The following is a 22,998-nucleotide window of genomic DNA, read 5'->3' as shown; positions in this document are numbered from 1 at the left end:
TCTCCACGAGAATGGCTCGGCCACCGTGCCGACAGCCTCCGTCAGCTGACTGACATCCGGCGGACGGCTCGCTTACGTCAGTACCGGGGCAGTGCTGAGACCCGACCGGCAGCTCTTACAGCCGGGTGGCCGAAGGCTCGGGAGGCAGCGCCTCCAGTGCGTCGCGGAGCTCGGCCCGCGATGTGATCCCCAGCTTTGGGAACACATGGTAGAGATGCGACGACACGGTCCGCGGCGAAAGGAACAGATGCGACGCGATCTGCGGGTTCGACAGCCCCGTCGCTGCCAGCCTGGCGACCTCCAGTTCCTGCGGGGTGAGGGTCTCACCAGCTTTGCCCCGGCCGGTCCGTGTCATGCCGGTGGCGCGGAGCTCCGCCGAGGCCCGGGCCTCCCACGAACGGGCTCCGAGTTCCTCGAAGCGGTCGCGGGCGGCAGCCAGCTGCACCCGGGCGTCACGGTTGAGTCCTTGCCGGCGAAGCGCTTCGCCGTACGCCAGATGAGCATGGCCGGCCTCGAAGGGCCACTGCTCCACGCCCGGCAGTGCGAGTGCCTCCTCAAAGCACCGGACCATGTCCTCGACAGCCGATGTCATCGCCGTGACCGTGGCCGAGCTCAGCGCGAGCCGCGACGAGAGGTGGCCGACACCGGCGTCGCGTAGGGCGTCCGCGTGCCGTTGCGCTTCCGCATGTCGCCCGGTGCGCACGGCGGCCTCGATGAGGTCCGGCGCGGACCACACGGCCTCGGGGTTGAACGGCGGCAGCACACCCGGGGCGCAGATCGCTGTGGCGTGCCGGAAGGCCGTCTCGAAGTCGGCGGCGCCGAGGGCCGCCCGGGCCGCCGCCTGGTGGGCGCAGTTCTCCAGCCGTCGCAGTCTTCTGGGCCCCGACCACCCCCAGACGGCCTCGCAGTGGCGGCGGCACGCGTCGAGGTCGCCGCGCTGGGCCGCGGCCATTGCAGCGACGTAGTGCCCCACCTGGGCGAACAGGTGGTACCCCATCTCCTCGGACAGTGCGATGAGCTCGTCCGCGGCGTCGGCCGAGGACTGCCACCGGCCGGCGTACAGGTCGTCCAGCGCGACGAACATCAGGGCCGGCATGCTCGACCCCACCGCGCCGCCGTCGCGTATGACCCGGGACACGGCCTCGCGACAGCCCGGAAGCCGGTCGAGGTACGAGGCGGTCAGGGCGGTGCGGATGACCACGTCGGCGTCACTCTGGTCCCTCAGCCGCGCGGTCTCCTCGTCCAGGCGGCGCAGCATGCCGTCCGTGACGGAGCCGAGGTCGTGGTGGACGCGCCCCAGCGCCGCCGCAGTGGCGGGCGCCGCCTCGGGGAACCGGGCGAGCACGTCGACCAGAGGCTGCCAGTGCTCGGGCCGGCCCGAGTACTGGCTGGCGAGGGTGAGGGTGAACAGCGCGGTCTCCAGCTCCTCACGCGGCGGTCCGGGCATCACCGGGGCCTGCTCGACCGCCTCCATCAGGAGTGCATGGGCCGTATCGGCGTCGCCTTCCCTGACGAGCACCAGGAAGCCGGCCGCCGCGGCCGCCGAGAGCGACCGGGCCGCCGGATCTCCCTCGACCTCACGCATGATCTCGTGGCTGACCTCCAGATGGCCTGCGACCCAGGCGGCGGCATAGGCGGCCTGCGACAGGCGGCGCCTGCGGTCCGCTCGGTCGGGGCTCAGCTCGGCAGCGCGCCGCAATCTCGCGATCGCGCCGTCAGCGTCACCGCGCCGCAGGCTGGTCCGGGCCGCCGACTCCACGACGGCGGCGACCGCCTCGTCGGACGTCGTCGTGGCTCTCGCGAGGTGATCACCGCGCCGCTCGGGCTGGTCGGCCAGCGCGTCGGCCAGTCGGCGGTGGGCGCCGCGCCGCTGTTCACCGGTGGAACCGTCGACTACCGCGGACCTGACCAGCGGATGCCTGAAGCGCAACGCGCGGCCGTTCTCCGCGACCATGACCAGGTGGTCACGCTCCGCGGGAGCGAGTTCTTCAAGGCTGCCCGGCCCGCCGGCCGCCTCAAGGACGCCGATGTCGCCGGAGCCCTCAAGAGCCGCGAGCAGCAGTACCTCACGCGTTGCCTGCGGCAGTCGTCCGACGCGGGCGCCGTACAGCGCGCGCACGTCCCGTCCCGGGCTGCTCACCCACCCCGCCCCTTGGCCGTGTTGGTCGCCGGACGCCCCGGTGGACCCGGCGAACTCGAGCAGCGCCAGGGGGTTTCCCTGCGCCTCGTGCGCCACGGTCGAAAGGACCCGATGGGGGAGGTGGGCGAAGCGACGGGACAGCAGCCGCAGGGCGTCCGCGTCATCCAGCGGCGCGACCTCGAGCTCCGGCAGACCGGTGGACCGGAAGGATTCGCCGGACTCCGCCCGCTGCGCTCCGAGCAGCCCGATGCGGCGGCCCCCCAGTCTTCTGGCGACGAAACCCACCGCAGCCCGGCTCGCCTGGTCGACGGCATGAAGGTCATCGACCACAAGGAGCAACGGCCGCTCCTTCGCGGCCTCGTCGAACAGGGACAGTGCCGCGTTCAGGACGGCGATCCGGCTCGGCGCGGGACCGGCGCCGAGACCGAGGGCAACCTCGAGGGCCTCCCGCACGGAACGCGGCAGACGGCCGAGCTCGTCCGGCAGCGAGCCGACGAGCTGATGGAGCCCCGCGAAGCTGATGTCCGTCTCGTACTCGTAGCCGCTCCCGCGGACGACCCGCACTCCCTTCGCCACCGCCAGCTCGGCGGTCGTGTCCAGGAGCGCCGTCTTCCCCACGCCCGGATCACCGGTGAGCAGCAGGACGGCTCCGTCCATCCCGACTGTGTCCAGGAAGGCCGCAAGCTCGGCGAGCTCGCCCTCCCGGCCGACCAGCCCAGTCGGGCCGACACCCATGCCTGTCCTTGACTTCGCCCACATCCGCCGTGTCCCTCGCTATGCCTCGCGAGGCAGTCGAACCACCGGCCACGCACTTGACCAGCAATTATCGCACCCACCGGCAAACGGAGTGTGAAGCCATCTGCTTCGCCGCCACCCGCAGCTCCCAGACGAAGATCATGCAGAACACCCGTCGGGCGCTGCGGCCCCACCGCAACGACAGCACGAAGGTCACGCGGGTCATCGTGCCGGTCTCTCCCCCGGCCTGGTAAAGACCCGGCCGGTAGGGCATCGAGGGCACCCTGAGACACGAGCTGGCCCGCGTCACGCTCGAGAGCGTACTTCGGGACGTACTCGCGGCACCTCACTAGCCTCCCCGTTACGCCCTGACATCGCCCGGATCGCCACCGATGCCCAGGCCAGTGAGGTGCCGAGCGGGTGCGTCCCCGTCGTCGGCGTGAACAACGTGTCGCCGTCGTTGAGCAGGTGCACCGGACGCACGGCACGGGCGCCCTCGTACGCCGTGCCGGCCAGGTTCCCGCGGCGGCGAGGGTTCCCTCACAGAAGTGGCACCGCGACGCTTTCCTCGCCCCTCCCGCGCTCCGGGCTCGCCCCGAGCGCCGTCAGCGTCACCCCGGCTGCCACCGCCAGCGCCGCCACCAGTCCTGCCGCGAGCACCGCCCACTGACCCAGGAACGTACAGACGACCACCAGCAGCGCCGTGGCCGGCAGCACCGACTGCTGAGCGATCCCCACCTTGTAGAAGCGCGAGTGCAGCGCCCACACCGTGAGCAGGAACAGCGCTGTCGGCAGCGTCACCGCCGCCGACGCCGACAGCACCGAAAGGTGCGCCTTGCCTACCGTCTGCTCCACCGCCACCTCCAGGCCGGCCCCGATCGCGGCACCCGAGACGAAGATCAGGTAATGGCCGTAGCCCCAGAGGAAGGACTGCCGGTTGGACCGGAGGTGCCCGTGGATGGGGACCGCGAAGTACACCCACCAGGCGGCGAAGATGATCAGCAGTCCGCCGGCGGCGATGGGCAGCAACTCACCCAGGGCCTCGTGCTCGTCGATCCCCGACTTCACGGCGACGGTGGCCGCCGCGATGGTCTCGCCGAGCGCGATGAGCGTGAGCAGCCCGTACCGTTCGGCGATGTGGTGGGGGTGCCACGCCGTGGAGTGGGCCTGCTCCGCATACAGCGGTACGGCCATCTCCAGCAGCGCCATCACCAGGAAGACCCACGGGCGGCCGGCCTCCGGCAGGGCCAGTAGCCCCAGCCAGCCGATCTGGCACAGCCCGATGGCGTACCGCAGCGCCATCGTCCGCTCGGAGCCCTGGCTCGACCGCGCCACGCGCAGCCACTGCGCCGTCATGGCGAGCCGCATGATCACATAGCCCAGGATGACGACCAGGTACGCGTGTTCCTCGAACGCCTGGGAGACGCCTGCCGTCAGGACGAGCACGCCGGCTATCTGGATCAGCGTGACGATCCGGTACAGCACGTCATCGTTGTCGTAAGCCGAGGCGAACCACGTGAAGTTCATCCACGCCCACCAGATGGCGAAGAAGATCATCAAGTAGTTGAGGATCCCCTCGCCCGCGTGTCCCTCGACCATGGCGTGCACCAACTGGGCGCCTGCCTGGGCCATGGCCACGATGAAGCACAGGTCGAAGAAGAGCTCCAGTGAGGAGACGCCGCGGTGGGTCTCGTCGCGGCCTCGCGCCGTGAGCCTGCGCAGTGGTCCGTGGTGTGCGGGCGCCGCGGCGGACACCTGCGGCGGAGCCGGGGTGCTTGTCATCTGGTGAGCCAATCTCCGAAATGCCGCTGCAGTCGGGGATTGATCTGCCAGACCATCGCCGCTGCCGCCGCCGGGACGAGTACAGCGAGTCGCACCGGCAGGTACAGATCCTCCAGAACAGGGTTCGTGGCCAGACCCAGCAGGACGATGGTGGGGTAGATACCGCACACAGTGAGGAGCCACAGCTTCCAACGCCGGACGGCGGCCGGAACGGTGGGGCCGAGCCGGGGTTCGGCGTTCGCGGACGCGTTCCGGCTCTGCTCCTGGAGCGTGCGCCGGATGTCTGTCACTGCCGGTGGGCTTGGCAGTCCAGGATCGTCGGCACCGTAGGCATGGGAAACAATTCTCTCGTTCATGGACCACTCCAAATCGAAATGCTGCGTATCGTTCTAATTCCATCGGTTCCTGCGCGACCGAGGTGATGTCGGCGCTGCGGGATGGGCTGCCCGCGCGCGACAGCGGCAGCAGTTGCCTGGTGAGCTGCACAGGGCTCAGACGGTTTCGCTGGGTCTCGGCCAGAGCGGACAGGTCGGCGATGTAGTGCTCGGCCCCGACACGCTGGGCGATCGGCGCCGGTCGCCGCGGGGCACGACCGTGCAGAAGTAACTGATGCACGGCTTCCGCAAGCTCCTCAGCCAGAGCGAGACCAAGACCGTACGTCGCTCCGGTGATCAGAATCGATGCCTGGTGCAACCCTCCCGTGCAGGGGTCAAGGCCGACGGCCCGGCGCCCAGGTGGGCGCCGGGCCAGATCATGATCCGATCAGTGAGCGGACTGGGTGTGGTCCTGCTCCACGTACACCTTGAGGGCCTGGAACTCCTCGATTGCGCGCGGGCCGCACAGGTAGCCGTAACCGCTTCCCTTGACGCCGCCCTCCTCGAAGTCCTCGCTGATGGCTCCCCAGGTGTTGATCCATACCGTGCCGGTGCGGATGCGCCGGGCGATCCGGCGGGCCTTCATCGAGTCCGAGCTGAACACCGAGGCGGCCAGGCCGTAAATGGTGGCGTTCGCCTTGGCCACGGCGTCGTCCTCGTCGTCGAAGACCTCGAACGTCTGGACCGGACCGAAGACCTCTTCCTGCACGATCCGAACGTCGGTGCGGTCCACCTCGATCAGGCTCGGCCGGTAGAACGCGCCGGCGGCCAGCGGGCCGTCGGTGACCACACCGCCGCGCAGCAGCACCGTGCCGTACGAGGCGGCTTCCTCGACGATCGCGTCCACCCGCTGGGCGGACGCCCGGTCGATCACCGGGCCGAGCTGGGCCTTCTCGTCGTCGCCCGACCCGAGCCGCACCTGCGCGAGCGCGGCGGTAAGCCGAGTGCGCACCTGGTCGGCGATGTCCCGGTGAACCAGTACACGCGAGCCGGTGCAGCAGAACTGCCCGTTCATCAGCACCAGCGACTGCACCACGGTGGGGATCACCATGTCCAGATCGGCGTCGGGAAAGATCACCATGGGCGCCTTGCCGCCCAGTTCCAGACCGAGACGCTTGAGTGTGGTGGAGGCCGCGGCCGCGATATGGCGCCCGACCGGCGTACTGCCGGTGTAGTTGATCACGTCGACTTTGTCCGAGGAGACCAGGAACGGGGCCCCGGTGTTGCCGGACTCGGTGAACACGCTGACCACGCCCGCCGGGATCTCCGGGACCGAGGCCAGGACCTGCGCGAAAAGCTCATTGGTCAGTGCCGTCTGAGCCGGAAGTTTGACCACGACGGTGCAGCCGGCGGCCAGCGCCGGGCCCAGTGCCCGCACGGTCAGCATGATGGGGGAGTTCCATGGAGAAATGATCCCGGCGACACCGAGCGGCTCGGGCACCGAGTGGGTGTACTGGCCGGGTGCCGTCTCGGCGGCGCGCCCGGCGGTCTGGGTGCGCGCGGAGGCCGCCGCGTACCGCAGCCACCCGACTGCACCGCTGACCTCCCACGTGGTCTCACCCAGCAGCTTGCCGTTCTCCCGGGACAACATGGCCGCAACCTCGGGTACCCGGGCCTCGAGGGCGTCGGCCAGCCGGCTGAGTGCGGTCGCCCGGAGCGAGGGACTGCGCGCCCATTCGGTGGTCGCGAACGCGGCGGCGGCGGCGTCCACGGCGGCCGAGGCCTCCGCCTCGCCACCGTCGTAGAACGAGCCGACGACGGTGCCGTCGGCCGGGTTGATCGATTCCAGAACCGAGCCGGAGCCAGTCCACTGTCCGTTGATCCAGTGCTGCGCGATGGTGTCCATGGTCGGCTCCTCGTGGTCTCGCCCGGGTACCGGGCGGTTTCGATGTCTCCACGAGAATGGCTCGGCCGCCGTGCCGACAGCCTCCGTCAGCTGACTGACATCCGGCCGAAGCCTCGCTTACGTCAGTACCGGGGCAGTGCTGAGACCCGACCGGCGACCGGCAGCTTTCACAGCAGGGTGGCCGAAGGCGGCGGTGTTCACGACCCGGGGTGTTGCTGCGGCCCGTCGGGACGGTCGGATCCGCTGGTCAGCCGGGGTTCGACAGGGCTCCGAGTCACTGGGTCGGGCGGTGATCACACCGGTCCAGGGCCAACGGGCGGTGAAGCGGGGCCAGCGGCGCCGGCACGACGACGGCCGCTGGGCCAACAATCGTGGATTGAACGTCCGAAACACCGGCAGGCTCAGCCGAGTTCTGCTGTAGCGGTGGTCATGTCCCGTGACGTGGTGTAGATGATCACTCGGTTGTGCCGGGCAGGTGGGTGGTGCTGTCCGGATAGAGGCTGTCCATGCTCTCGGTGGAGAGGTAGCGGACGACACCTTCGAGATCATGACGTTCGGCACCAGCGAGCGGCTGCGCGCCCACCTCGCCATTCCGACCTGCGACATCGAGGACCAGGCCGCGGTCAACGCGCTCTACAATCGCTTCCACCGCGCATGGACGCGCATGAACCGGCTGCTGGACGCTGCACCGCACCAGCGCCGCAGTCGGCTTCCCCGGGCGGCAGGACGCAAAGTGGCCGCTCAGTGGAACGGTGAACACGGACAGCCCGCTCTCCGCCGTCTGGAAGAACTCGCCAACCGGCTGGTCACCGCACCGGCCCGCATCGCCTTCGCGAAAGGTCTGATGCGTCACTGGCGCGGCGACACTGCGATCGACACCACCTGCGTGCCAACTTGGGCCCGTCGCCACACACGCAAGCGCTCCTCTCTGGAGGCGAGCGCCAACTGGCATTACAAGGGGGGTGGCGACCGGGAGTTCGGCCACAGCGCCACGCTCGCCATCGCGGCCCACGCCGACCCAGACCGAGCCGGCCGTTACCCACAGCTGATCCTCGGCATGTTGCTGCACACGCCGGAGAAGGACATGGGCCGCCACGCCCACTACGTCAGCGCTGTGCTGGCGCAGATCACCGAGCTCCGTGGCTTCACGGCGGCCGACCGCGCCTACACCAAGCTCCTCCCCGAGAACTTCCACCGGCCGATGCGCGCCCTCGGCTACATGCCCGTCCTCGACTTCACTGGTCCCCAGGTCACCTCCGCCAGGGCGGAAGGCCATCACCAGGGCGCGATCACGAAAGCCGGCCGGCTCTTCTGCCCCCTCACGCCACGCCGCTTGCTCGACCTGTACGCCCAGATCCGCAGCGCCAGGAACGAGCGTGAACGCATCCCGCTTCGAGAGCGGCTGCAGGAGATCGAGGCGTACACACTCACCCGTAAGGACACACTCGACGATCGCGGAACCGAGCGGTTCGCCTGCCCCATCACCAAGCTCAACTGCCCCTGGGCACAAGAGCGTGAGAGCCGCGGCGCACCACCGAAGAAGGAGCCCGTGCCGGTCGTCATCAACCTCGATGCCCACAGGGAGCGCACCACGCACCCCGCAAGCCGGCCCACCGTGGAGCCCCCAACCCTGCCGCTCGCCGAACGCCCCAGGTGTTGCCGCCAGTCCTCCGTCACCGTGCAGGCGCACGTCATGCCCCGCACGCGCCAGAAGCTGCCCTGGCAGACGCCCTCCTGGGCCCTGGCCTACCAGACGTTGCGTGCTCACATCGAAGGCGGCAACGGGCGGCTGAAGTCCGTCGACTCCGCCCTGCACGCTCGCGAGAGGCGTCAGCCTCGTGGTCGCGTCGCCCAGACGCTCCTGTCCGCCATCACCGTCATGGTCCACGACATCAAGGAACTCGAGCAGTACCTGGCCGCGAGCAAGCAGAGCGCGATCACAGGCCTCGACCTCGAGCCGAACGACGTACTTCTCCCCTACCCGACGATCAGCTTGACGGTCCCGCCCCGCTCCCAGGCGCTGAGCCGTAGCCCCTGAGCGGGCACGTTCCGGGTAATTGAAGATCGACACGTCGCGAGACCGCAGGAGCCTGCCTCCACGCCTGCGGTCCCCGCGGCATGTCCGCATCCCGACCCCCGGTCCGTTCCGACGCGGGCCGCCGCGCTTCCCGGCGGCCCGGCAGGCTGACTTTCACACAAGAAGGAGCTCAAACGACGAGATCCCGGTCAGACGGTGACCGTCTGACCGGGATCTCGTGAACCATTCCGGGATGAACCCGTGAACGGCCCTGTGCGGTGGACCTGTGGGGATTTGAACCCCAGACCCCCTCGATGCGAACGAGGTGCGCTACCAGACTGCGCCACAGGCCCTTGCAACGAGTGAAACTCTAGCACCCTCATCGGGGTGCTCGGAAATCCGTATCCCGGCAGGTCACCGAGTCGGGTTCACCGTCGGCTCACTCGTTGGCCGCGCGCGGCCGGTCCTCGTCGTCGTACTGGTCGAAGAGGGGCGTCCGGCCTCGGTCGCGGGTGCGCTTGGGCGGCGTGCCCCGGCGGCGCGGGGCCGGTTCGGCCTCGGGCGCGGCGGGCGCGTCCTGGGCGTCACGGCTGCCTGTCCGGGTGGGCTCCGCGGGGCTGGAGCGCGCCGCGCTCCAGGTCTCCGGGTCGCCGACCTCGACCCCGCCCGTGGCGCGCGGGGCGACCGGCGCGGTGACGTAGGTCGGCAGCGGGACCGGAACCGGCTCCCAGCTGTCGCCCTGGGCCGGTCCGCGTTCGCGCTGCTGGTCGACCCACTCCGCGTGGTCCGTCTGCTCGACGAGGGCGCGGCGGCCCGCCTCCTGGGGCGAGACCGTGGGTACGGGAGCGGCCGCTTCGGGCTCCTCGTCGGGCTCGGCGGGAGCCGAGGACGCGGGCTGGTGCCTGCGGGGCCGGTTCTCGCGCAGGCGCTGCGCGGCCACCTCGGCCCGGCGCCGGTCCATGGTGAAGACGAACCGGCGGCGCTCCTGGGCGCGCAGATGCACGATGTACGTGCTCAGCAGCACGGCAGGGACGGCCGGGGCCCACAGGAAGCGGAGTCCGCCCACCGCCGCGACGACCGCGCCGAGCGTGAACGCCATGAAGAGGACCGTGGTGGTACGCCGTCGGCGCGCCAGGACCTGCAAGCGCCGGCGCCGCTCGCGCTCGGTCTCGGCACCGGTCGGACGCGGGCGCCGCGCGGGCGCCGGGCGGGGCGCCCGCTCCTGCGGACGCTCCTGGTCCGGCCGGCCGGGCGCGGGGACGCGCAACCGCGCTTCCGTATGTGCCGGGGGCGCGGAAAAGGCCCGGACGTCGACGGACTCCAATCGGTCCGTGACGGCATCCGGGTCCACGTCGCCAGGCGCCTCCTCGGCATCCCGCTCCCGCAGCTCCTTGGCGTAACGGCGCTCCATGGCCGCCCGTCCGGACAGCAGCCGGATGGCGGTGCTGAAGCGTTCCGTCGGACGGGCTTCATTGAGCTCGTCCTGCCTGCGGAGCCACATCGGCACCAAGTAGGCGGCCCATGCACCGACGATGACTGCGTAGATGAGGCCGCTGCTGCTCACGCTCACACCGTAGAGGGGTTTGCACGGCGGCATCCGCCAATTGGCCCGGTGTGTCGCACGATCCGGCTGATATGACGGACTTTTTTTGCGATTGTTCGGGTCAACAGTCGCCGAAAGTGAGCTTGATTACCGTCAGAGAGCGATCAAATTCGAACACTTATTTCATTTCCCCGGGCGTGCGCGGAGTTCCGGACGTACCCGGCCGCATCCTGCGCCAACGTCGCAGCAGCCCGTCGGGCACTTCCTCCGCGGTGAGGGCGAAGATCAGATGATCGCGCCACGCTCCGTCGATGTGCAGATAGCGTGGACGCAGTCCTTCCGCACGGAATCCGAGTTTCTCCACGACCCTGCGACTGGGGGCGTTCTCCGGCCGAATGCAGACCTCGATCCGGTGCAGTCCGACCGTACGGAAACAGTGGTCGACGGCGAGCGCCACCGCGGTCGGCATGACGCCGCGGCCCGCCACGTCCTGGTCGACCCAGTAACCGACGTGGCCCGAGCACATCGAGCCCCAGGTGATGCCCGCCACCGTCAGCTGCCCGACGAGACGTCCCTCGTACTCGATGGCGAAGGGCAGCATCCGGCCCGCGTTCGCCTCGGCGCGCAGGTGACGGATCATCTGGCGGTAGGTGGGGCGCTGGGCCACGGGGCCGCCGGGGGCGGGCGGCGGGACGGTCGCCTCCCAGGGGCGCAGCCAGTCCCGGTTACGCCGGTTGACCTCGCGCCACATGCTCTGGTCGCGCAGCTTTATCGGGCGGAGGGTGACGGCGCCGTCGGTAAGAACCACCGGCCAGGTCCGGACGTTCAGCTCGGGCTCCCCGGTCGGGGGTGATCGCCGCCGCGCAGCTGGTCGACGGCGTGCACCAGAAGCCTGCCGAGGACCGCGAGCCCGTCGCGTACGCCGCCGGTCGAGCCGGGCAGGTTCACGATGAGAGTGCGGTCCGCGATGCCCGCGAGGCCGCGGGAGAGCGCGGCGGTGGGGACCTTGTCCCGGCCCTCGGCGCGGATCGCCTCGGCGATGCCCGGGATCTCGCGGTCCAGGACGCGGCGGGTGGCCTCGGGGGTGCGGTCGGTGGGCGAGATGCCCGTACCGCCGGTGGTGACGATCACGTCGTAGCCCGCGGCGGCTCCGGCCCGGAGGGCCGCCTCCACCGGATCTCCGTCGGGTACGACCTGGGGGCCCTCGACGGCGAATCCGAGGCCGGTGAGGGCCTCGGCGATGATGGGGCCGCCCTTGTCGGCGTACACGCCGGCGGATGCGCGGTTGGACGCGGTCACCACGAGGGCGCGGTATCCGGCGGGGGCAGGGGCGCTGCCGGGCGCGGTCATGCGTCCGCCCCCTCCGGTGCGGGGCGCCGGTAGTCGCCGGACTTACCGCCGGATTTCGCCTCGACCCGTACGTCCGTGATCACCGCGCTCTTGTCGACCGCCTTGATCATGTCGATCACCGTGAGCGCGGCAACCGACACGGCGGTCAGTGCCTCCATCTCGACACCCGTGCGGTCCGTGGTCTTCACGGTGGCCAGGATCTCCACCGCGTCGTCGGCGACGCTCAGGTCGACCTTCACCCCGGAGACGGCGAGCGGGTGGCAGAGCGGGATCAGGTCCGGGGTGCGCTTGGCCCCCATGATCCCGGCGATGCGCGCGGTGGCGAGCGCGTCGCCCTTGGGGACGCCCTCGCCCCTGAGGAGTTCGACGACACGCGGTGATACGAGGACCCGGCCGCTCGCGCGGGCGACACGTGCCGTGACGTCCTTCTCCGACACGTCGACCATGCGGGCGGCGCCCGCCTCGTCGATGTGCGTCAGCCTGTTCTGCGTACTCAACTCACTCCGCCTAGCGGTAGGGCGCCGGCTGCCCGCCCGTCCCGCGCCGAGGGGCGGGCCGGGGGGCCCGGGGGCTTCCCCGGGTAAGGCACAGCGCCAGATACCGTACCGCCACCGCGCCCGGGTCAGCGGAGGAGGATCACCTCGGTCTCCGTGCCGGGCTCGGCGGAGGTGACGTCCTCGGGCAGCACGATCAGCGCGTCGGCCTGGGCGAGGGCGGCGATCAGATGCGATCCGGGTCCGCCGACGGGGGTCACGGTGCCCGCCTCGGCGTCGTAGGTCCCGCGCAGGAACTGACGCTTGCCGGACGGCGAGGCGAGCGTCTCACCGGTGCTCAGCGTGGCCCGCACCGTGGGTCGGTGGACGTCCTCGAGACCCATCAGCGTCAGGATCGCCGGCCGGACGAACAGCTCGAAGGAGACGTACGAGGAGACCGGGTTGCCGGGCAGCGCCAGCAGCGGTGTGTGGTCGGGGCCGATCGAGCCGAAGCCCTGCGGCTTGCCCGGCTGCATCGCGAGCTTGCGGAAGTCGACCCCGCTGCCGGGCTCGTCCTCGTCGCCCACGGAGGACAGGGCCTCCTTGACGACGTCGTACGCGCCGACGCTCACCCCGCCCGTGGTGACGACGATGTCGGCGCGGATCAGCTGGTCCTCGATCGTGGCCCGCAGCGTCTCGGCGTCGTCGGCGACCGCCGGCACCCGGTAGGCGATGGCCCCCGCGTCCCGGGCGGCCGCGGTCAGGGCGAAGCTGTTGGAGTCGTAGATCCGGCCGCCGGTGAGCTCCTCGCCCGGCTGCACCAGCTCGCTGCCGGTGGACAGCACGACGACGCGCGGACGGGGCCGCACCCGCACCGTCGAGCGGCCGATCGCGGCGAGCATTCCGATCTGCGGCGGCCCGACGACCGAACCCGCGCGCAGCGCCAGGTCACCGGGTTGTACGTCGCTGCCCTTGGCCCGGACATGGGCGCGCGGCTTGACCGGGCGGTATACGCGGACCTCGCCGCTCGCGCCCTCCGGGGCGTCGCTGTGGGCCCGCATGGTGGTGGCGGGGCCGCCGCCCGTGCCGCCGTCGGTCCACTCGACCGGGACGACCGCCTCGGCGCCCGCGGGCAGCGGGGCGCCGGTCATGATGCGCGCGGCCTCGCCGGGGCCGACGGACCGGCCGTCGGCCAGGCCCCCGTCGCCCGCCGCGACGTCGCCGATGACGGTGAGGACGGCGGGGAACTCCTCGCCGGCGCCCTCCACATCGGAGATCCGGACGGCGTACCCGTCCATCGAGCTGTTGTCGAAGGGCGGCAGTGACACCTCCACCACGACGTCCTCGACCAGGACGCAGCCCTGGGCGTCGGGCAGTTGCAGCTCGATGGGTTCGAGCGGCTTCACCGCGGCGAGGATGTCGTCCAGGTGCTCGTCCACCGACCAGATCGTGCTGCTCAAGCTGTTACAACTCCTCGTCGACGTAACTGCGCAGCCAGGTCCGGAAGTCCGGGCCCAGGTCCTCACGTTCGCACGCGAGTCTGACAATGGCACGCAGATAGTCACCGCGGTCACCGGTGTCGTAGCGGCGGCCCTTGAAGACGACCCCGTGCACCGGGCCGCCGATCTTCTCGTCCTCGGCCAGCAGCTGGAGGGCGTCGGTGAGCTGGATCTCGCCGCCGCGGCCGGGCTCGGTCCTCCGCAGTATGCCGAAGACCGCGGGGTCCAGGACGTAACGGCCGATGACCGCGAGGTTGCTGGGCGCCTCGGCCGGGTCGGGCTTCTCCACGAGTCCGGTGACCCGGACGACGTCGCTGTCGGTGGTGGCCTCGGTGGCCGCGCAGCCGTACATGTGGATCTGCGCGGGGTCCACCTCCATCAGCGCCACGACGCTGCCGCCCTCGCGCTCCTGGATCTCGACCATCCTGGCGAGAAGGGGGTCGCGCGGGTCGATGAGGTCGTCGCCGAGGAGCACGGCGAACGGCTGGTCGCCGACGTGCGGTGCGGCGCACAGGACGGCGTGGCCGAGGCCGCGCGGGTCTCCCTGGCGTACGTAGTGCATGGTGGCCAGGTCGCTGGACTCCTGGACCTTGGAGAGCCGTTCGGCGTCTCCCTTGCGGGTCAGTGCGGACTCCAGCTCGTAGTTCCGGTCGAAGTGGTCCTCCAGGGGACGCTTGTTGCGACCGGTGATCATCAGCACGTCGGAGAGACCGGCGGCGACCGCCTCCTCGACCACATACTGGATGGCGGGCTTGTCGACGACAGGCAGCATCTCTTTGGGAGTGGCCTTGGTGGCCGGCAGGAACCGGGTGCCGAGGCCGGCAGCTGGGATGACAGCTTTGCTGATCCTGGGGTGCGACTGAGTCATGCCCAGAACTGTAACCGGTGCGTATGGGCGGAAGATGAGCGTCCGGTTAACTTCGTCCTCATACATCCACATAAGCGAACCATGTGAGCACCCGTTGAACGATGACATGTCCCGAAAGACCACCCTGCGGCGCGAACTGCTCGCCGCGCGAAGGCTTCTCGCCTCGGAAGACGTCAGAAACGCCGCTACGGTTCTCGCCTCGGCCGCACAGGATCTTCCCGAGCTGACCGGTGCCAGGACGGTGGCGGCCTATGTGTCCGTGGGGCGCGAACCAGGCACGCACGTCCTCCTGGACGCTCTGCGGGCGCGGGGCGTACGCGTGCTGCTGCCGGTGCTCATGGCGGACAACGACCTGGACTGGGCGGTGTTCGAAGGCGCGGAGCACCTCGTGCCCGCCGACCGGGGCCTCCTGGAGCCGGACGGCGTACGCCTGGGGCCGCAGGCTGTCCTGGACGCGGACGCGGTCCTGCTGCCCGGACTGGCCGTGGACGGGCTGGGAACGCGGCTGGGGCGCGGCGGAGGGAGCTACGACCGGGTGCTGGCCCGGCTCGCGGCGGCCGGGGCGGACCCCGCCCTGATCGTCCTGCTGTACGACGACGAGGTGGTCGCGCTGGTCCCTGAGGAACCGCACGACCACCCCGTGGATGCCGTGGTCACGCCCGCCGGAGCGCGGCGCTTCCGGGCCTAGGGTTTCTTGAGCGTCAGGGAGTCGACGGTGGACTCCTTCACCGCTGCCTCCCCGAAGGACCAGTCGAGCAGTTCACCGTCGACCCACTTGTCGGTCTGATCGGTGTAGTGCGCGCTGAACGCGTGCCCGGAGGCGCCGGTGAGGTTGATCCAGCGGGACTTGTCCCAGTCCCCCACGTTGACGACCATCCGCATCGACGGGACCCAGATGACCTCGTAGCCGCCCGCCGCGTTCCAGCCGGTCGCGTTGACCGCGGCCTCGCCGCCGCCGAGGTCCCAGGGGCCCCGGTTCAGGGCCCGCTGGAGGAGGTCGGGGCCCTCGGTGCCGAGCGTCTGGTTGCGCAGGGTCAGCCGGTGCAGCCGGCCCCAGCTCCAGGTGGACATGTCCTTGCCGAGCTTGGCGGTCAGCTCCCAGCGCGCGTCCTCCATGGCGCGGGCGAAGAGCTCGTCACGGCTGTCGATGGCCTCTTCGCGCCCCTGGGCCGGGGCCTTCCACCACTCGTTGTCCTGGTCGTCCAGGATGCTCTCGACGACCTCGTACCAGCGGTCGCCGCCGTCCGGCTGCGCCGCGTCCGGGTCGCGCTGACCGCATTCGCGTACGGACTTGTCCTGCTCGTCCACCGGCCCGGTGCCGGCGACCGGCTTCACGTAGATGCAGTCGCCCTCGGCCCGCATCTCCTTGGGGAGCTTGTTGCCGAAGGCCAGCTTCAGGATGTTGCGCCAGACGCCGTTGAAGTACGCGGCGGCAGCCGAATCGGGCTCCTGGGTGTAGTCCCAGCCCTCCAGCAGCTTCTGTGCCTCGCGGACGTTCTTGTCCGAGATGCTGATCTTCTTCAGCTCGGGCACCAGCTTGGCGGCGATGCGGCTCTGGTTGTCCATCTGCATCGTCTGCATGTCGTCCGTCGAGATCTTCTCGCCACGGTCGATCTTGTCCTGGATCAGGTCGTTGATCCGCTGGCTGCGGGCGCCGTAACCCCAGTCCTGGGTGAGCAGGTGCTCGTAACTGTCGTCGATGACGGCCTGGTTGGCGGTGACGATGTAGCCACGGTCCGGGTTGTACTCGTACGGCAGCTCGTCGAACGGGATGGGGTCCTTCTCCCAGCCGTACTGGCGGGACCAGCCCGGACTCGGCATCGTGCCGTCGCCCTTGAGGCGGACCGGGATCGTGCCGGGCGCCTGGTAGCCGATGTTGCCCTCGGTGTCCGCGTAGATGAGGTTCTGCGACGGCACCTCGAAGTGCGAGGCGGCCTTGCGGAAGGTCGTGAAGTCCTTGGCCCGGTTGAGCTCGAAGACCGCGTCCATGGACTTGCCGGGGCTCAGCGCCGTCCACTTCAGGGCGACCCCGTATCCCTCGCCGCGGTCGGGCGCGGAGGTGGTGACGGGCGCCTTCTTGCCGACCTTCTCCAGCTCGGCACTGCGGTCGGAGACCAGCGGACCGTTGTTGGTCTCGCGGACGGTGATCGTCCTGCTCCTGCCGCCCGCGACCTTGATGGTCTCCTTGCGGGTGGTGAAGGCCCGGGTCCTGCCGTCGTACTGGTAGCCGTCGGCCGAGACCTTCTCCAGGAAGAGGTCGGTGACGTCGGCGCCGAGGTTCGTGAAGCCCCAGGCGATGTCCTGGTTGTGGCCGATGATCACCCCGGGCATCCCGGAGAACGTGTAGCCCGCCGCGTCGTACTGGCAAGACGCCGAGACCTGACGGCAGTGCAGCCCCATCTGGTACCAGAGCGAGGGCAGCTGGGGCGCCAGGTGCGGGTCGTTGGCCAGCAGCGGCTTGCCGGTCGTCGTGTACTGACCGGAGACGACCCAGGAGTTCGATCCGATGCCGGTGCCGTTGGGGCCGAGCAGCGCCGGGATCTCGTCCAGGGTGTCGGAGAGCGCGGAGAGCTGGGTGTTCAGGCCCTCGGTCGCGCCCTCGACGGTCCCCGAGCCGATGTTCTCCGACGGCTCGGCCTCCGGGTCGAACTTGCCGGTGACCGGGGAGACCGCCCCCTGGTCGACGATCGGCTTGTTCTTCTCGAACGGGTAGTCCGGGTAGAGGTCCTTGATCTGCTTCTCGGTGAGCCTGCTCGTCATCAGCGAACGGTCGATCTCGTCCTGCATGTTGCCGCGCAGGTCCCAGGCCATCGCCTTCAGCCAGGCCACCGAGTCGACCGGGTCCCACTTGGTGGGCTTGTAGTCGTTGGTCAGCCCGAGCGCCGCGTACTCGACGGAGATGTCCTTGCCGTCCTTGCCGTCCAGATACGCGTTCACCCCCTCCGTGTAGGCCTGGAGGTTCTTCTTGGTGTCCTCGTCCAGGACCGTGTCGTACTCCTCCTGCGCGACCTTGCGCCAGCCCAGCGTGCGCAGGAAGGAGTCGGTCTCGACCTGGCCGGAGCCGAACATCTCGGAGAGCCGGCCCGACGTCATGTGGCGGCGTACGTCCATCTCCCAGAAGCGGTCCTGGGCCTGGACGAAGCCCTGGGCGCGGAAGAGGTCGCTGTCGGTGTCCGCGTAGATCTGCGGGATCCCGTAGTCGTCGCGCTTGACGTCGACGTCACCGGACAGACCCTTGAGCTCGATCGAGCCGGTGGTCTGCGGGTACGAGGCCCGGACCGTGGAAACGGACCAGTACGCGCCGTATCCGACACCCGCGACAAGCGCCAGCACCAGGACGATCACGAACAGGCGGGCGCGTCGCCCCTTCTTCCTGCCGGTCTTCTTCGCATCGGAAGACCCGGAAGGGGCGGTTGTGTTGGCGGGCATCGCTGTCCTTCGAGGGGCAGGGTGGTCCTGGGAGTGCAGGAGCAACCATAGGCGCCCCGCAGAAGCCACTCGGACGCGGTATGGGGATGCATCCATTTGCGCACTGGTTCGTACGAACACTCGAAGGCGTCAAGAAAACGTTAAAGATTAGGTAAGGTAACGAAGTACTGGCCGCCGGAGGACGTTCCGGAAGGCTCAGAGCATCCGGCAGCCGTGGGCGGAAGAAGGAGCCCCGGGACGCCGCCCTCCGACTACCGGATGCTCCTACGCAGGGAAGGAACGGACCCTGACTGTCCACGCGCTCAACGAACTTCTGCTCGTCTGCTCGCTCGTCCTGCTGGTCGCCGTGGCGGCCGTACGCATTTCGTCCCGCAGCGGGCTCCCCAGCCTGCTCCTGTACCTCGGCATCGGTATCGCCATGGGGCAGGACGGCATCTTCGACGTCAAGTTCGACAACGCCGAGCTGACCCAGGTGATCGGCTACGCCGCCCTGGTCGTCATCCTGGCCGAGGGCGGCCTGGGTACGAAGTGGAAAGAAGTGAAACCCGCGCTGCCGGCGGCAGCCGTGCTGTCGACCATCGGCGTGGGCATCAGCGTGGGCGTCACCGCGAGCGCGGCGCACTACCTCGTCGGCCTCGACTGGCGGCAGGCCCTGATCATCGGGGCCGTCGTCTCCTCCACCGACGCGGCCGCGGTCTTCTCCGTCCTGCGCAAGGTCCCCCTCCCCTCCCGGATCACCGGTGTCCTGGAGGCCGAATCCGGCTTCAACGACGCCCCCGTGGTCATCCTCGTGGTGGCGTTCTCCGCCGTCGGCCCCGTGGAGCACTGGTACGTACTCGTCGGCGAGATAGCCCTGGAGCTGGCCATCGGTGCGGCGATCGGCCTCGCGGTGGGCTGGCTCGGCGCCTTCGGGATCCGTCATGTGGCACTGCCCGCGTCCGGGCTCTACCCGATCGCCGTGATGGCCATCGCGGTGTCCGCGTACGCGGCGGGTGCCATGGCGCATGGCAGCGGGTTCCTGGCCGTCTACCTGGCCGCGATGATCCTCGGCAACTCCAAGCTGCCGCACTGGCCGGCCACCCGGGGCTTCGCCGACGGGCTCGGCTGGCTCGCGCAGATCGGCATGTTCGTCCTGCTCGGCCTGCTGGTCACCCCGCACGACCTGATCGCCGACTTCTGGCCCGCCGTGGTCGTGGGGCTCGTCCTGACCGCCGTGGCCCGGCCGTTGTCGGTCTTCATCAGCCTGGCGCCCTTCCGGCTGCCACGGCGCGAGAAGGCCCTGATGTCCTGGGCGGGTCTGCGTGGCGCCGTCCCCATCATCCTGGCGACCATCCCCATGGTGTCCGGGATCGAGGGCAGCACCCGGGTCTTCAACATCGTCTTCGTGCTCGTCATCGTCTACACGCTGATCCAGGGACCGACGCTGCCCTGGCTGGCGAAGACGCTCAAGATCTCCGACGACCCGTCGGAGACCGCCGACCTCGGCATCGAGTCGGCCCCCCTGGAACGGCTGCGCGGCCATCTGCTGTCCGTCGCGGTCCCCAACAAGTCCAAGATGCACGGCGTCGAGGTCGCGGAGCTCCGGCTGCCCGCCGGGGCCGCGGTCACCCTCGTCGTACGGGACGGCAAGAGCTTCGTCCCCGCGCCCTCGACCGTGCTGCGCCGCGGGGACGAGCTGCTGGTCGTCGCGACCGATCCGGTGCGGGACGCGGCGGAGGCCCGGCTGCGGGCGGTCGGCCAGGGCGGCAAGCTGGCCGGCTGGCTCGGCACGGGCGGGCAGGCCGGACCGGACACCGGCACGGTGCAGATGCCGCACCTCGCGAAGCTCGCCAGGAAGCTGGGCAAGGGCGACGAGAGCCGTACGGGTGACAAGGCGGACGACAGCCGCGCTCCGCACTGAGCGGAGGCGGCGAGGGGTGCCCCGGACACAATCGCAGGTGTGCCGGGGTCGAGGCCTGTAAGATGAAGGACCGGATCCTGTGATCCACTCGATGTGAACGTGATCGACCAACCCTGATCGACCAACTCTGTCTGATGCAGAGCTGGCGCGACCGTATGGCGGTCGTGGCGTCCTTCGCCTCTGGAGCGAGCGCCCGGCATCTACCGCAGTCCCGCGCGAAGAGGACAGCTCTCGGCAGCCCCCGCACGCCTTCCGCACCCCGGTGCGGGACCGTCCCGGGGAGCACGGCCACCAGGCGGCAGAAAGGCATGGACCGTGGCGTCCACGGTCTCCGACCGCCCCGGTTACGGGCAGTTGCTGCGCACCCCGGGTGCGTGGACCTTCCTCCTCCCGGGCTTCGCCGCCCGGCAGCCCTTCGCGATGCTGACCATCGGCATCGTGCTCCTGGTCCAGCACACCACCGGCTCGTACGGCAGTGCGGGCGCCGTGGCCGCCGTCTCCGGCGTCTCCATGGCGCTGTTCGCGCCGCAGAGCGGCAGGCTCGCCGACCGGTTCGGCCAGCGCGCCGTGCTCCTGCCCGGCGTCCTCGTCCACGCCGCCTCCGTCGGCGCCCTCACGGCACTCGCCCTCGCGGACGCGCCCCTGTGGGCGCTGTTCCTGGCGGCGGTTCCCACCGGTGCCTCCATCCCGCAGGTCGGGCCGATGGTGCGGGCCCGCTGGGCGGCCCGGCTCGGTGCGGCCCCGGGACGCCCTGCCTCCCCGCTGATGAGCACGGCCGCCGCCTTCGAGTCGGTGACGGACGAATTCACCTTCGTCGTCGGCCCCGTGCTCACGACGGCGCTGTGCACCGGCGTGCACCCGGCGGCCGGACTGATAGCCGAGGCGGCACTGACACTGCTGGGCGGTGCCCTGTTCGCCGCGCAGCGCTCCACCCAGCCCGCTCCCCGGGGCGCCGCCACGGAGGCGGAGCCGCACCGCTCGGCGCTCTCGGTCCCCGGGGTGCGGGTCCTCGCGATCACCTTCCTGGGTATCGGCGCCGTCTTCGGCGGCATGCAGGTCTCCCTGACGGCGTTCTCCGAGGAGATCGGCCGGCCCGGCGTGAACGGGCTGCTGTACGGGGTCTTCGCGGCCGGCAACATGCTGGCCGGTATCGCCTGCGGGGCCATCGCCTGGAAGAGCAGCCCGCGCCGCCGGCTGATCGTCGGCTACGTGGCCCTGACACTGACCGCGTCCGGGCTCTGGGCCGTGCACTCCGTACCGCTGCTGGCGGGCCTCGGACTGCTGGTCGGGCTCTGCATCGCACCCGCGCTGATCAGCGGCTACACCCTGGTCGAGGCGCTGGTGCCCGCGTCCGCCAGGACCGAGGCCTTCACCTGGCTGACGGGCGCCGTGGCGCTCGGCCAGGCGGCGGCCGTCACGGTGGCCGGTCAGCTCGCGGACGCCCACGGCGCGAGCACCGGTTTCGTGGTCCCGCTGGGCGGTACGGCGATGGCCCTGGCGACCCTGCTGAGCCTGCGATCACGGCTGACGCCGAGGGCCGCGGGGCGGACGGTGGCACGTGGGATCGGTCACCGCGAGCCGGTCACGGTGGACTGATCGCTCGGAATACGTCAGTATGGAGCGTCGTTAGCACTCATTGAGTGAGAGTGCCAGGAGGAGCAAGTGCCGACCTATCAGTACCAGTGCACCGAATGCGGCGAGGGCCTCGAAGCGGTGCAGAAGTTCACCGATGATGCCCTGACCGTGTGCCCGAACTGCGAGGGACGCCTCAAGAAGGTGTTCTCGGCCGTCGGCATCGTCTTCAAGGGATCCGGTTTCTACCGGAACGACAGCCGCGGCTCCTCGTCGAGCAGCACGCCGGCCACGTCGTCGTCCTCGAAGACGTCGGACTCGTCCGCCAAGTCGTCCGAGTCGTCCTCGTCGTCGTCCTCGTCCAAGGCGGACGCGAAGCCGGCCGCCTCGGCTGCGTCGTCCTCCTCCTCGGCTTCTTCCACGTCGTCGAGCGGTACGTCGGCCGCCTGAGGCCACGCACCCGCACCACACGTTCCACCGGACCCCGCTGATCGACTCGGCGGGGTCCTGGCCGTGCGCGTCCCGTTAGTGTGATCGCATGGTGAATGCGGAAACGGGTACGGCGGACATCGGTGTCATCGGCGGATCGGGCTTCTACTCCTTCCTGGAGGACGTGACCGAGATCCAGGTGGACACCCCGTACGGAGCGCCGAGCGACTCCCTCTTCCTCGGTGAGCTCGCGGGCCGCCGGGTGGCGTTCCTCCCGCGCCACGGCCGCGGCCACCACCTCCCGCCGCACCGGATCAACTACCGCGCCAACCTCTGGGCCCTGCGTTCCGTGGGCGTACGCCAGGTGCTCGGCCCGTGCGCGGTCGGCGGCCTGCGACCGGAGTACGGTCCGGGCACCCTGCTCGTACCGGACCAGATGGTCGACCGCACCAAGGCCCGCACGCAGACGTTCTACGACGGTGAGCCCCTGGCCGACGGGAGCCGGCCGAACGTGGTGCACCTCGGCTTCGCCGACCCGTACTGCCCCGAGGGCCGTAAGGCGGCCCTGGCGGCGGCGCGCGGTCGCGACTGGGAGCCGGTGGACGGCGGGACTTTGGTCGTGGTCGAGGGCCCGCGTTTCTCGACCCGCGCGGAGTCGCGCTGGCACGCCGCGATGGGCTGGTCGGTCGTCGGGATGACGGGCCATCCGGAAGCGGTTCTCGCCCGTGAACTGAACCTCTGCTACACGACGCTGACGCTGGTGACGGACCTCGACGCGGGGGCCGAGGCCGGTGAGGGCGTCAGCCACACGGAGGTGCTGGAGGTGTTCGCGGCCAATGTGGACCGGCTGCGGTCGGTGCTCTTCGACGCGGTGGCCGCGCTGCCTTCGAACGACGGCCGTGACTGCGTCTGCGCGCATGCGCTGGACGGGGTCGAGACGGGGATCGAGCTGCCGTAGGCGGCTCCTGGGGGGCCGCGTCGACTCGTACGGGTGGCGGAGTTGTCCACATCGCCGGGGTTGTCCACAGGGCCGGGCGGGAT

At 70.2% G+C, this 22,998-nt stretch carries 17 protein-coding genes, 1 tRNA gene and 1 pseudogene; 7 read left to right on the top strand and 12 right to left on the bottom strand.

Annotation, left to right across the window (positions count from 1 at the left end):
* Window positions 1-115 precede the first annotated feature (115 nt).
* Window positions 116-2,875: an ATP-binding protein gene (locus tag ACIRD8_RS35560; RefSeq protein ID WP_404001214.1), complete on the bottom strand. Its 2,760-nt coding sequence runs from the start codon at window positions 2,873-2,875 to the stop codon at window positions 116-118.
* Between the two features lie 269 nt (window positions 2,876-3,144).
* On the opposite strand from ACIRD8_RS35560, the pseudogene ACIRD8_RS35555 reads away from it, so the two are divergent.
* Window positions 3,145-3,228 (top strand): annotated as a pseudogene (locus ACIRD8_RS35555) (transcriptional regulator); the annotation flags it as partial.
* A 187-nt stretch (window positions 3,229-3,415) separates the two neighbouring features.
* On the opposite strand, the gene ACIRD8_RS35550 reads toward ACIRD8_RS35555, so the two are convergent.
* From ACIRD8_RS35550 to ACIRD8_RS35540, 3 genes are all read right to left on the bottom strand, one after another.
* Window positions 3,416-4,657 (bottom strand): low temperature requirement protein A, encoded by a 1,242-nt coding sequence (locus tag ACIRD8_RS35550; RefSeq protein ID WP_404001211.1) that lies wholly within the window; start codon window positions 4,655-4,657, stop codon window positions 3,416-3,418.
* The gene (locus ACIRD8_RS35545) at window positions 4,654-5,013 is read right to left on the bottom strand and encodes a hypothetical protein (protein ID WP_404001208.1); all 360 of its coding nucleotides are present in this window, start codon (window positions 5,011-5,013) and stop codon (window positions 4,654-4,656) included. Before ACIRD8_RS35545 ends, ACIRD8_RS35550 begins: the two co-directional genes overlap by 4 nt.
* Before the next feature lie 406 nt (window positions 5,014-5,419).
* Window positions 5,420-6,877 (bottom strand): aldehyde dehydrogenase family protein, encoded by a 1,458-nt coding sequence (locus ACIRD8_RS35540; protein WP_404001205.1) that lies wholly within the window; start codon window positions 6,875-6,877, stop codon window positions 5,420-5,422.
* Window positions 6,878-7,424: 547 nt separating this feature from the next.
* On the opposite strand from ACIRD8_RS35540, the gene ACIRD8_RS35535 reads away from it, so the two are divergent.
* Window positions 7,425-8,915 carry a hypothetical protein gene (locus ACIRD8_RS35535; RefSeq protein WP_404001202.1) on the top strand — a complete coding sequence of 497 codons (1,491 nt, stop codon included), beginning with the start codon at window positions 7,425-7,427 and terminating at the stop codon, window positions 8,913-8,915.
* Window positions 8,916-9,173: 258 nt separating this feature from the next.
* Here ACIRD8_RS35535 and ACIRD8_RS35530 read toward each other — a convergent pair.
* The 7 genes from ACIRD8_RS35530 to galU all read right to left on the bottom strand — a co-directional run bounded on the left by ACIRD8_RS35530 (window position 9,174) and on the right by galU (window position 14,627).
* A tRNA-Ala gene (locus ACIRD8_RS35530) sits at window positions 9,174-9,247 on the bottom strand.
* A gap of 86 nt (window positions 9,248-9,333) precedes the next feature.
* Window positions 9,334-10,491 (bottom strand): gephyrin-like molybdotransferase receptor GlpR, encoded by a 1,158-nt coding sequence (gene glpR, locus ACIRD8_RS35525; RefSeq protein ID WP_404001199.1) that lies wholly within the window; start codon window positions 10,489-10,491, stop codon window positions 9,334-9,336.
* 124 nt (window positions 10,492-10,615) lie between these two features.
* Window positions 10,616-11,245, bottom strand: coding sequence for a GNAT family N-acetyltransferase (locus ACIRD8_RS35520; RefSeq protein WP_099177365.1), 630 nt, complete (start codon window positions 11,243-11,245; stop codon window positions 10,616-10,618).
* Between the two features lie 17 nt (window positions 11,246-11,262).
* Window positions 11,263-11,787, bottom strand: coding sequence for a molybdenum cofactor biosynthesis protein B (locus ACIRD8_RS35515; protein WP_404001195.1), 525 nt, complete (start codon window positions 11,785-11,787; stop codon window positions 11,263-11,265).
* Window positions 11,784-12,284: a cyclic pyranopterin monophosphate synthase MoaC gene (moaC, locus tag ACIRD8_RS35510; RefSeq protein ID WP_031098527.1), complete on the bottom strand. Its 501-nt coding sequence runs from the start codon at window positions 12,282-12,284 to the stop codon at window positions 11,784-11,786. The genes ACIRD8_RS35515 and moaC overlap by 4 nt, the downstream gene beginning before the upstream one ends.
* Before the next feature lie 125 nt (window positions 12,285-12,409).
* Window positions 12,410-13,720, bottom strand: coding sequence for a gephyrin-like molybdotransferase Glp (gene glp / locus ACIRD8_RS35505; protein WP_404001191.1), 1,311 nt, complete (start codon window positions 13,718-13,720; stop codon window positions 12,410-12,412).
* A 4-nt stretch (window positions 13,721-13,724) separates the two neighbouring features.
* A complete protein-coding gene (gene galU, locus ACIRD8_RS35500) occupies window positions 13,725-14,627 on the bottom strand; it encodes a UTP--glucose-1-phosphate uridylyltransferase GalU (protein WP_124277402.1) in 903 nt (300 codons plus the stop codon).
* Between the two features lie 106 nt (window positions 14,628-14,733).
* Between galU and ACIRD8_RS35495 the strand changes: the two genes are divergently transcribed.
* A complete protein-coding gene (locus ACIRD8_RS35495; protein ID WP_404001188.1) occupies window positions 14,734-15,315 on the top strand; it encodes a 5-formyltetrahydrofolate cyclo-ligase in 582 nt (193 codons plus the stop codon).
* Here the strand turns inward: ACIRD8_RS35495 and ACIRD8_RS35490 are convergent.
* Window positions 15,312-18,056, bottom strand: coding sequence for a penicillin acylase family protein (locus ACIRD8_RS35490; protein WP_404001185.1), 2,745 nt, complete (start codon window positions 18,054-18,056; stop codon window positions 15,312-15,314). The genes ACIRD8_RS35495 and ACIRD8_RS35490 overlap by 4 nt on opposite strands.
* Before the next feature lie 346 nt (window positions 18,057-18,402).
* Between ACIRD8_RS35490 and ACIRD8_RS35485 the strand changes: the two genes are divergently transcribed.
* From ACIRD8_RS35485 to ACIRD8_RS35470, 4 genes are all read left to right on the top strand, one after another.
* Window positions 18,403-19,956 carry a potassium/proton antiporter gene (locus ACIRD8_RS35485; RefSeq protein WP_404001183.1) on the top strand — a complete coding sequence of 518 codons (1,554 nt, stop codon included), beginning with the start codon at window positions 18,403-18,405 and terminating at the stop codon, window positions 19,954-19,956.
* 315 nt (window positions 19,957-20,271) lie between these two features.
* The gene (locus ACIRD8_RS35480; RefSeq protein WP_404001181.1) at window positions 20,272-21,552 is read left to right on the top strand and encodes an MFS transporter; all 1,281 of its coding nucleotides are present in this window, start codon (window positions 20,272-20,274) and stop codon (window positions 21,550-21,552) included.
* A 66-nt stretch (window positions 21,553-21,618) separates the two neighbouring features.
* Entirely contained in the window at window positions 21,619-21,978 is a 360-nt protein-coding gene (locus tag ACIRD8_RS35475) for an FmdB family zinc ribbon protein (RefSeq protein WP_404001179.1), read from the top strand.
* An 88-nt stretch (window positions 21,979-22,066) separates the two neighbouring features.
* Window positions 22,067-22,915, top strand: coding sequence for an S-methyl-5'-thioadenosine phosphorylase (locus ACIRD8_RS35470; protein ID WP_404001177.1), 849 nt, complete (start codon window positions 22,067-22,069; stop codon window positions 22,913-22,915).
* The last annotated feature ends 83 nt before the right edge of the window (window positions 22,916-22,998 follow it).

It is taken from the genome of Streptomyces sp. NPDC102451 (assembly GCF_044765485.1).
GTDB lineage: Bacteria > Actinomycetota > Actinomycetes > Streptomycetales > Streptomycetaceae > Streptomyces.
This window is presented reverse-complemented; position numbering and strand designations above follow the sequence as displayed.